We start from the raw sequence: 8,653 nt of genomic DNA, 5'->3' as shown, positions 1-8,653 counted from the left end.
TCCCAATTTTGGGGGGGGCCCCCCCAAACCCCCGCCCCCCCCCACCCTCTCCTGAAAGACGAGGTAACGATGCACACCTTCACAGCGGTGATCCTGCGGGTCGCCCGCCATCCCGCCACCCGAACCGCCGCGGCCTGCGTTCTGGCTTGCGGCGCCGAAGCCCTCCGCGTCGCGCTCGCGGGCCAGCCTGTCAAGCCTCAGCGCCGCTTCGAATCCACCGGCCCGTAGAGCCACAGGGCGGCGCAGGCCACAGGGCGTCGAGGGGCCGAAGAATGCCTACTTTTGTCCCAGCAGAGTTTCCATCTGCGTGATCTCTTGCTGCTGTGTGGCCACGATGGTCTCTGCCATTTGTTTGGCCTGAGAGTTGGTTCCGGAGGCGATCTCGGTTTGCGCCATCTCCACCGCCCCGCGGTGATGGTCGATCATCATCTGCAACCACATCTTGTCGAACTCCGGCCCCGACATCGCCTCGAGCGAGGACATCTGCTCCGGCGACATCATTCCGGGCATGTCGTGATTCATCGCGCCACCGGCGGGATCCGGCTTCCCGGCGCTGGCCAGCAGCGATTGAATCTGGGTCATTTCAGGTTGCTGAGCTGCCTTGATCCCGGCAGCGAGGTCGATGACCTGCTGATCCTGCGAGCGTGAAGGGACCAGCTCGGCCATCTGCACGGCCTGCTCGTGATGCGGGTACATCATCTGCAGAAACGTTACGTCGGCGTCATTGAAGGTACCCGCCGGAGCGGTGCCGGTAGCCGCACTCGTCGAGACGGCGGTTGTCGTTGAGGAATGGTGGACCGGTGCCGAATCGTCGTCATTCCCGCAGCCGGCAACGACCAGGGCGACCAACCCGATACACGGAACGAGCCTTCGAGCGATGATGGAACGTCGAGACATGTGAACTCCTCAGGAGTGGGACATGATCTTCTCGTCGAAACACAAACCAGCGGCCCGCGCGGGACCCACGCAGGGCCGCGCAGATATCGGTGGCTCCCGACGGACAGTGCAGCACAGCCTAACCCTTTTGGCGTCGTTCACATCGGCATGGACGGGAACATCATGTTCCACATGTCGCGCAGCATGTTCATCATCTGCATGCACATCCCGGGCATCACTGTTCACCTCCTCGCGCACACCCCCACAAGGCGCGACTACCCTCGACCGCTGGAAATATTCGCCGCGCCTGCTGCTGCTCGGCGGATGTTCAGGCGGGTCCCAATCCAGCCCGGATCACTGTGATCAGCCGGGCTACCGCAGCGTCGGATGATGCCGCGACGGCGGCATCCAACGCATGTAGGCAATAGATTGCCAGCTCATCGGCAGGGGTATCCGTCCTCACCGTCCCGGTCGCCGCGGCGGCGGCCACCGCCTCGGTCACCAACTGGCGAAGTCGTTGTTCGGCGTGGTCGACGTGCGGGCCGCTGTGGTGCACCATCGCGCCGAGATCGCTGTCGTGACGGTGCCTGGACTCGCGAAGAATCCGCGCATAGGCGCCCAACAGGGCATCCAGTCGTCGGGACGGATCGGATTCTGTATCACTCACCGCCACCAGTTGCTCCAGGTGGTGACCGACTTGGCGCTCGTGCCAGGCGGCAAGGATCGCGCTTACATCGGGGAAGTACTTGTACAGCGTCGCCCGCCCGATCCCGGCCTGCTCGGCGATCCCCGACATCGTCATCGAGGCGACCCCGTGCTCGATCGCCAACCGCGCGGCAGTGTCGAGGATCGAGTCGCGCACCGTGCGGCGGTGCGTGTCGATCGTCTCGCTCCACAGCTTCGGCACCCAACCAGGATACAGCCTGCCATGGGCATAGACAGATCGTAATTGATAGAGACATACTGTCTTGCAAAACTATGATGCGCTGACCGAAGGACTCCAGATGACAAACAACTCCCCGCAACGCCCCCACGGCCCGAATACGCCCCGCTGGGTGAAAGTGACCGGAGTCGTCGTCGCGTTCTTGGTGGCGGTGCTCGTCATCGGACTGCTCATCAGCGGCGGCCAGCACGGGCCAGGGCGGCACAGTCAGTCGGCTGCGGCGCCAGCCAGCGCTCAGCTCGTGCGATGCTGAGCCCGCGCGGGCGCAAACTCGCCCTCGCCGCGCACGTCAGCATCTCGGTCGGCTGGCTCGGCGCCGTCGTCGCCTTCCTGGCCTTGGCCGTCGTCGGGGTGACCAGTTCCGACGTGCAGCTGGTGCGTGCGGTCGACCTCGTCGCCCGACCACTGGCATGGTGGGTGCTGGTGCCACTGTCGGTGGGCTCGCTAGTGACAGGTATCGTTCAATCCCTCGGCACACCATGGGGTCTCATCCGCCATTACTGGGTGCTGTTCAAACTCGTGCTCAACGTGGTCGCAACGGCGATCTTGATCCTCTACACCAGTACGGTCGACCACTATGCGGCTGTCGCCTCGCGCCCCGACTCGACTCTGCTCGAATTGCGGGCGCCGACTTTTATTGTCCACGGTGCAGCCGCGTCTATCGTTCTGGCTGCTGCGATGATCCTGGCGGTCTTCAAGCCCCGCGGCCTCACACCGTTCGGGCTACGTATTCGGCAGGCCGCAGCAGAAGGACGAGTCGGGCGATGATTCTGCCCAGGTTCCACGGTGCCCGCGTAGTTGCCTTGATCAGCCGGCGTGATCCCGGCGGCGAGGCGCTGTCGGATGGCCTGGAACTCTTCGGGTGGGCGCGGGTTCCAAGTCGGTGCGGTCAGAGAGTCAAGCGGTAGGTCGTGGACTCGCGTGGGGCGAATCCGAACCGCTGGTTGGTAGAGCTGGTTCGCGGCGGACCTCTTCGGGTCGAAGTGAGGTCGACCATGCGTGCTCCGTGGTTCTTCGCGATGGCGAGCGCGACGTTGGTCAGGTCTCGTCCGATGCCGTGCCCTCGCGCGGCTTGGTCAACAACGACATCTTCGATGCGCGCTCGCAGTCCGGTGGGAATCGTGTATATGACCAGAGTCAGCGCACTGACGATCGTTCCCCCGAGACGCGCGGTGTGCAGCCGCGTCGAAGGGGTATCGATGACCGCTGCCAGGACATCGCGAGCCAGAGTCGCCGCGGTGGCGGACAGCAGCGGTAGACGGTCCAGCGCTGCGAGTGTCTTCGTCTAGCCCGCCGCCGACTGTCGGCCAGTGAAGCGCTGATGGAATTTCCATGCGTCGGCCACGATTTCGATGATGTCGGGGCGCGTGGGTCGCCAGCCGAGTTCGCTTTGTGCGAGGTCGGACGAGGCGTAGAGGACAGCCGGGTCTCCAGGGCGACGGGTAGCTATCTCGGTCTCGAAGGCCGCACCGGTGACTTTCCGTATGGCGTCGAGAACCTGGTGGTTGGAGAACCCGATGCCGTTGCCCAGGTTGTAGATCCGGTGCTCGCCGGGCTGGATGGCGTCGAGTGCGAGCAGGTGGGCTTGGGCGAGGTCGGTGACGTGGATGTAGTCGCGGACGCAGGTGCCGTCCGGCGTCGGGTAGTCATCGCCGAACAGTGAAAATTTGTCGCGTAGTCCTGCGGCGGCGTCGAGTGCGAGGGGGATCAGATGGGTTTCGGGGGTGTGGCGTTCGCCGATCATCGTTCCGTCTGGGCAGGTGTGTGCGCCTGCGACGTTGAAGTAGCGCAGGCTGATCGCGCCGAGCGCGCTGGCGCGGGTGATCGAGGCGATCGCTTTGTCGACGGCCAGTTTGGTGTCGCCGTAGGTGTTGACCGGGTTGGTCACGGTAGTTTCGAGGATGGGGACTTGGTCGGGTTCGCCGTAGACGGCGGCGGTGGAGGAGAACACCAGACGAGGCACCTCGGCCTGTTGGATCGCGTCCAGTAGAGCCAGTGACGCGGCGGTGTTGTTGTCCCAGTGCCATTGCGGGTGAGCCATGGACTCGCCGGCCGCGATGAGCCCGGCGAAGTGGAGCACGGCTTCGAAGCCCGCGTCTGGGGTGAGTACTTGGGCGATGTCGTGCACGCGCAACTGGTGGAACGTTGCTTCGGCGGGGATCTGCTGGTCGTCGTTGCGGGAGAGATCATCGACGACCTCGACGTGGTGCCCGGCGTCGAGCAGGAGCCGGGTCACGGTGGCACCGACGTACCCAGCGCCACCGGTGACGAGGATCTTCATGTGGTCTGCACTTTCATCGCGAGGAGGTGGTCATGAATTTCTCGTTGGTGCGCGGCGAAGTAGGCCGAGGGACCGGGTGCGGGTTTGGTCCCGGTCCAGCCGGTGACGCGCGACCAGATCGCGGCTTCCACCGTAGCGAGTTCACCGGGGTGCGGTTTCGCTACCCAGGCTGCGGCGACTTGGCGGGCGAGGTCGTGGGCGATGCGGTGGTGGCGGGCGATGATTTGGCCGCTGCTGGTGACCGCGTAGCGGCTCAGCCGCACGGCGTCGGGGCGCGGGCCGCCGAAGACGTAGTCGAAGCGGCGGAACGCGTCGTGCAGGTAGTGCCAGAATCTGCCGGGGTCCAGCGGTGGTTGTGTGGGGTTGGTGCGCCATCGCAGCTCGGCGCGCATTTGTTCGGACAGGTGTGGGGCCATGTTGGCGAAGTCGTGGTGGGAGTAGGCACCGTCCAGCATGGCGGTGGCGCGTAGCACTTTGATGCAGAGGCGGTTGACGAGCAGGTGGAATTGCGTCGTGTCGTAACCAGCGAGCCATTTGGTGTTGAGGTCGTGCCAGTAGTGGGCTTGCACGTAGTACAGCAGGATCTCGTAGGCGTCGCGGTCATCGAGCCGCACAGAAGTGTGTTTGGGCAGTCCGTGGCCTGCCAGGTCGAGTCCGAGGTTTTTGAAGTCGTAGCCCAGCGAGGTGCGCAGGAGGCGGTATCGGTGTTCGGGCAGCACCATGATGTCGACTGCGGGAAAGCACCTTTCGGCCATCGCCCGTAGTTGGTCGAGTGGTGTTGCGGGTTCGGGCCCGGAGTGGACGTAGAGCAGATCGACGTCGCTGATGAGCACTCGGCCACCGTGGTGGTGGATCCAGGTGGGCTCGCCGCGGGCCATCGACCCGCCCAGGATCAACCAGTCGTCGCTCGGGACCAGGCGTCCGAGGGCGACCAGATCGTCGGCGATTCTGTGTGCGGCCGCGGCGAGATCTTGGGCGTCTGGCAGCCGCCGGGTGATTGTGTCCGCGAGGGTGGCGATCCGGCTGGTATCCGCTGTGGTGGTCATGGTCAATCCTCCGCGATCGTGAGTGGAAGCGGGAAAGCGCTGGCGGCGACTGGGGTTTCTTCGTGGTCCTTCTTCGCGGTCAGGTGTGGGCACAGTGATCCGCAGATCGTGCAGGGTGCGCCGGTTTTGAGTCCGGCGTTGATGAAGGCGTTGGTGGCCAGTCCTGGGTAGAGGGCGTGGGTGGCTTGGACTTCCCAGTCGTTGGCTCGCCGTGCCACCGAGATGGCGCGCTGGCGTGCGGTTTCGGTGGTGTTTCCTCGGCCGAGTTCCAAGGCGGTGATGGCGACTTTGACGTTGCGTACCGCTTCGGCGGTGTCGATTCCGGTCGGCATCAGGTAGTGCTCGACCTGGGTGATGGAGGCGAACATGTCGCCGCCGTGCGCACCCGCGGTGGCGACGCCGATCGTGTTGACGATCGAGTCCAGGGTGACCGCGTTGTCGATGACCATCGGCCCGGCCAGCCACAAGGGCGCGCCTCCGAGTGCTTGTTTGTAGGCGGGGATGAGTTCGGGAATGCGGTGCAGCGGGATGTGTCCGCCGGTCTCACACAGCACCTGCACACCGGCGTCGAGGGCACGCTTGCGCAGTCCGGCGAGCAGTTCGATCTCCCGCCATTTCAGTTCGTCTCCGGCGTCGGCGGTTGCGCCGGGGCGGAAGATGTCGCCCAGGTCGAGCACGACTCCACGGCGGCGGCAGATTTCGAGAATCCCGTCGAAATGCTCGTGCAGTGGGGATTCGGTGTTGTGCATGCGCATGTAGCGGGCGATCAGCCCACCGCCGCGCGAGGTCGTCGGCATGATCCGGTCCGATTTCTCACTCAGCCGCGCCAACTCGGGGTTGATTCCGGCGTGGATCAGCACGAAATCCACCCCGGAGTCGAGGCCGAGTTCGAAGCGCTCGAGGAACTCTGCGCAGCCGAGCTTGTTGCGGGGCTGGGCGAACAGGTCATAGGTCAGGCAGCACCCCAGCGGCACGCCCACGACGTCCTTGAGTTCGCGGCGCAGCGCAATGCCTTCGGGGTTGGTGGTCAGGTCGATGACGGCGTCGGGTCCGGCGGCGTTGATCACCGCCATGCTGTCGACGATCGCGGCGCGGTCGGTGTCGCGCGGGCCGAGACCGATCAGCGCGGTCACCTTCCGGCGTGTCCCGGCACCGACGAGGATCGGGCTGTAGCCGTCCTGGGCGCGGGAGTCGTTGGACCGCAAGAACACCATCGTGCCGTTGGCGACCGCAGCAGCGGCCTCCTCGACGTCGATGCCCTCGCGGGTACAGGTAGCGACGAACTGAGGGTCAGTCGAATCGATCATGGTGAATCACCTTTCACAAGAGAACATTTGGGGAATCAGCTGTCGGAAACCTGGGCCGGTTTCCGGTCCCGAGCGGCGTGCGCCGCCGGGGCGCGGCCAGAGTCGGCAGGTTGTTAAGGCTTGGTGATGCGATGGTGGGCGGCGTGGCCTTGGTCGGTGAGGGTGTAGACCGTGTCTGCGCGGGGGGTGTCGGCATCGTCGGTTGCCGTGGCGTAGGCGTTGGTAGCTAGCCAGCGCAGCGTGATGGTGACCGGTCCCACCACGCGCCCACCTGCGATCTGGCGGGCGGTCTTCGGGCCGGTGGCCAACGCCCAGACCGCTGCTACCTGAGCCCGGGTGAATCCGCTGCGGTGCATTCGCGAGAATCGTTGCGCCATTGTTCGACTCCTTCATCCCGGGAGATGACCCACGGCGGCATAGGCGCTCAGCTCCCACTCGACGGGGTGAAATCCCTGACCCACGCGGCTGCCGAATTCGGGCCGCCACCGATGGGGTGCGACGAGGCCAGGCGACAGCAGCCGGTACGGGGCGAGCATGTCGGCCACGGTCGCGTGGTCGCGTGGCCGGTACGGGATGGCGTGGAACGCGAGATGGGCCGCCGACTCGCGGATGTCCTCGCCGAACACGTCATCGGTGATGTGGCTGAAGATGATCCAGCAGCCCGGTGGCAACGCGGAGGTCAGCTCCATCAGCATCGCCGGGGCGTCGGGCAACAGTTCGGCGGTGCCGGACAAGCAGATCGCGAGTGGTTGACCGAGGTCGAAAAGCCCAGCGATCTGATCGAGGACGGCGCAAGTGTCGGTGATGTCGGCCAGGGCGAAGCGCCGGTTCGGGCTGTGCGCGAGTAGGGCGTGAGCGTGAGCGGCGACCAAGACATCGTGGTCGAGGTAGAGGACGCGAGCGGACTCGCCGCGGTGTGTGGCGGCGTCACCGACGTCGGGAGGGAGCGCGATGCCGCACCCGAGTTCGACGTACTGGTGCACGGCGTGTTCGCGGCTGAGGTATTCCACAGCACGCAGCAGGAACCGTCGCCCCTCGCGTAGCGCGACGACGAACCTTTTGCTCACGTCGGCTGCGACGATGCGGTCGATCTCGTAGTTGTCCTTACCGCCGAGCAGCACATTGGCGACACGCGCACTGCTGGGTATGTCGTGTCGCAGCGCGACCTCGTGATCCGCCATATCGAACAACTCCAGTGGTTAGAGGGGCTGCCGGGCCCCGACCGCTCTCGGCCGTGACGAGGGATGCGGCCTAGCAAGGGCGGGTCGGGCCCGGCAGCGGGTCAGGTGGTTCAGATGCCGGGGCCGACGTGTTCGGCCAACGCGCGATCGAGCAGGGCTCGGGCGTGCTCGCCGTAGCGGGCTTGGCCGGCGAGCAGGTCGAAGGTGCGTACCGCGAGGGCGATCTCGTCGGCGCCGCTGGTTTCGACCGAACCGGTCACGGTCTCGATCGCGACTCCCGATTCGTCGTGGATGACGAAGTTGTCGGCCTGGCCGATGAATTCGGCGTCGAGCGGGATGATGCCGATCTCGACGTTGTCGCGGCTGGTGAGGATGTCGCCGAGCTGGCGGATCTGGGCCGCCATCACCGCGTGGTCGCCGACCGTGCGCCGCAACGCGGCTTCGCCGATGAGCATGTGGAAGCTGTGCCCGGGTCCGTCGAGCACGGCCTGGCGCTGCATCCGCACCGCCGCGGTCGCCTCGCTGTCGTCAGGCAGGCCGAGCACGGCGGTGCACTTGGACAGGATCGCGCGGGCGTAGGCGAGTGTCTGCACCAGGCCGGGCAGGATCTCGGGGCTGTAGCTGCGCTGGTATTTGGTGTCGGCCTCGATGTCGATCAGGCTGCGCTGCAACGTTTCCAGGCCCGCGTTGTCGGTCGCCTCGTACCAGCTGGAGTAAGACATGATCTAACCTTTCATTCACTTTTCAGAAGTTCGGGTATCCGGTGGGTATCCACCGGGTGTGGTCGCTGGGTGTGGGGGAGCGCGCCCCGGGGGGCGGGGGGGGGGAGACCGGCCCCCGGGGCGGGTACCCCCCCCCCGCCCCCCCCGCCCGCGCGCAGGCCGCCCTGTTCCGTTTCGCCTGTTCGATGGACGGTTCGCTGCCCGACTCGCTCGTGGTGGTGTTGGTGGTGCAGCAGTTGTCCGGTGACGGTTGGTCGTTGCGCCCGCTGGCCCGCGACTTTATGATCGCCTACGCGG

The 8,653-nt window shown here is 65.7% G+C and carries 12 protein-coding genes; 3 read left to right on the top strand and 9 right to left on the bottom strand.

Features of this window, described 5'->3' with window-relative positions:
- Positions 1–69: 69 nt before the first annotated feature.
- The gene (locus tag QH270_RS03355; protein ID WP_156370593.1) at positions 70–228 is read left to right on the top strand and encodes a hypothetical protein; all 159 of its coding nucleotides are present in this window, start codon (positions 70–72) and stop codon (positions 226–228) included.
- Positions 229–276: 48 nt separating this feature from the next.
- Here QH270_RS03355 and QH270_RS03350 read toward each other — a convergent pair whose 3' ends face one another.
- Together QH270_RS03350 and QH270_RS03345 are read right to left on the bottom strand one after the other, a co-directional pair.
- The gene (locus tag QH270_RS03350; RefSeq protein WP_082392782.1) at positions 277–897 is read right to left on the bottom strand and encodes a DUF305 domain-containing protein; all 621 of its coding nucleotides are present in this window, start codon (positions 895–897) and stop codon (positions 277–279) included.
- Positions 898–1,204: 307 nt separating this feature from the next.
- A complete protein-coding gene (locus tag QH270_RS03345; RefSeq protein WP_054811670.1) occupies positions 1,205–1,783 on the bottom strand; it encodes a TetR/AcrR family transcriptional regulator in 579 nt (192 codons plus the stop codon).
- 97 nt (positions 1,784–1,880) lie between these two features.
- On the opposite strand from QH270_RS03345, the gene QH270_RS03340 reads away from it, so the two are divergent.
- Positions 1,881–2,072 carry a hypothetical protein gene (locus QH270_RS03340; protein WP_082392791.1) on the top strand — a complete coding sequence of 64 codons (192 nt, stop codon included), beginning with the start codon at positions 1,881–1,883 and terminating at the stop codon, positions 2,070–2,072.
- Entirely contained in the window at positions 2,066–2,587 is a 522-nt protein-coding gene (locus QH270_RS03335; RefSeq protein WP_174553658.1) for a DUF2269 domain-containing protein, read from the top strand. Before QH270_RS03340 ends, QH270_RS03335 begins: the two co-directional genes overlap by 7 nt.
- A gap of 121 nt (positions 2,588–2,708) precedes the next feature.
- On the opposite strand, the gene QH270_RS03330 is transcribed toward QH270_RS03335, so the two are convergent.
- The 7 genes from QH270_RS03330 to QH270_RS03300 all read right to left on the bottom strand — a co-directional run bounded on the left by QH270_RS03330 (position 2,709) and on the right by QH270_RS03300 (position 8,356).
- Complete coding sequence (locus QH270_RS03330) at positions 2,709–3,020, bottom strand: GNAT family N-acetyltransferase (RefSeq protein WP_325051003.1); 312 nt, start codon at positions 3,018–3,020, stop codon at positions 2,709–2,711.
- Between the two features lie 84 nt (positions 3,021–3,104).
- Complete coding sequence (galE, locus tag QH270_RS03325) at positions 3,105–4,100, bottom strand: UDP-glucose 4-epimerase GalE (RefSeq protein WP_054811668.1); 996 nt, start codon at positions 4,098–4,100, stop codon at positions 3,105–3,107.
- Positions 4,097–5,146: a nucleotidyltransferase domain-containing protein gene (locus QH270_RS03320; protein ID WP_054811667.1), complete on the bottom strand. Its 1,050-nt coding sequence runs from the start codon at positions 5,144–5,146 to the stop codon at positions 4,097–4,099. The genes galE and QH270_RS03320 overlap by 4 nt, the downstream gene beginning before the upstream one ends.
- Positions 5,147–5,148: 2 nt before the next feature.
- A complete protein-coding gene (locus QH270_RS03315; RefSeq protein ID WP_054811666.1) occupies positions 5,149–6,453 on the bottom strand; it encodes a phosphomethylpyrimidine synthase ThiC in 1,305 nt (434 codons plus the stop codon).
- A 113-nt stretch (positions 6,454–6,566) separates the two neighbouring features.
- Positions 6,567–6,830, bottom strand: a complete 264-nt coding sequence (locus QH270_RS03310) for a hypothetical protein (RefSeq protein ID WP_054811665.1) — start codon at positions 6,828–6,830, stop codon at positions 6,567–6,569.
- Positions 6,831–6,842: 12 nt separating this feature from the next.
- Entirely contained in the window at positions 6,843–7,634 is a 792-nt protein-coding gene (locus tag QH270_RS03305; RefSeq protein ID WP_054811664.1) for an SAM-dependent methyltransferase, read from the bottom strand.
- 110 nt (positions 7,635–7,744) lie between these two features.
- Positions 7,745–8,356 (bottom strand): DUF5753 domain-containing protein, encoded by a 612-nt coding sequence (locus tag QH270_RS03300; RefSeq protein WP_054811663.1) that lies wholly within the window; start codon positions 8,354–8,356, stop codon positions 7,745–7,747.
- Positions 8,357–8,653: the final 297 nt, after the last annotated feature.

Origin of the sequence: Nocardia neocaledoniensis (assembly GCF_029868625.1) — a bacterium.
In the GTDB taxonomy this organism is placed as follows: domain Bacteria; phylum Actinomycetota; class Actinomycetes; order Mycobacteriales; family Mycobacteriaceae; genus Nocardia; species Nocardia neocaledoniensis_A.
This window is presented reverse-complemented; position numbering and strand designations above follow the sequence as displayed.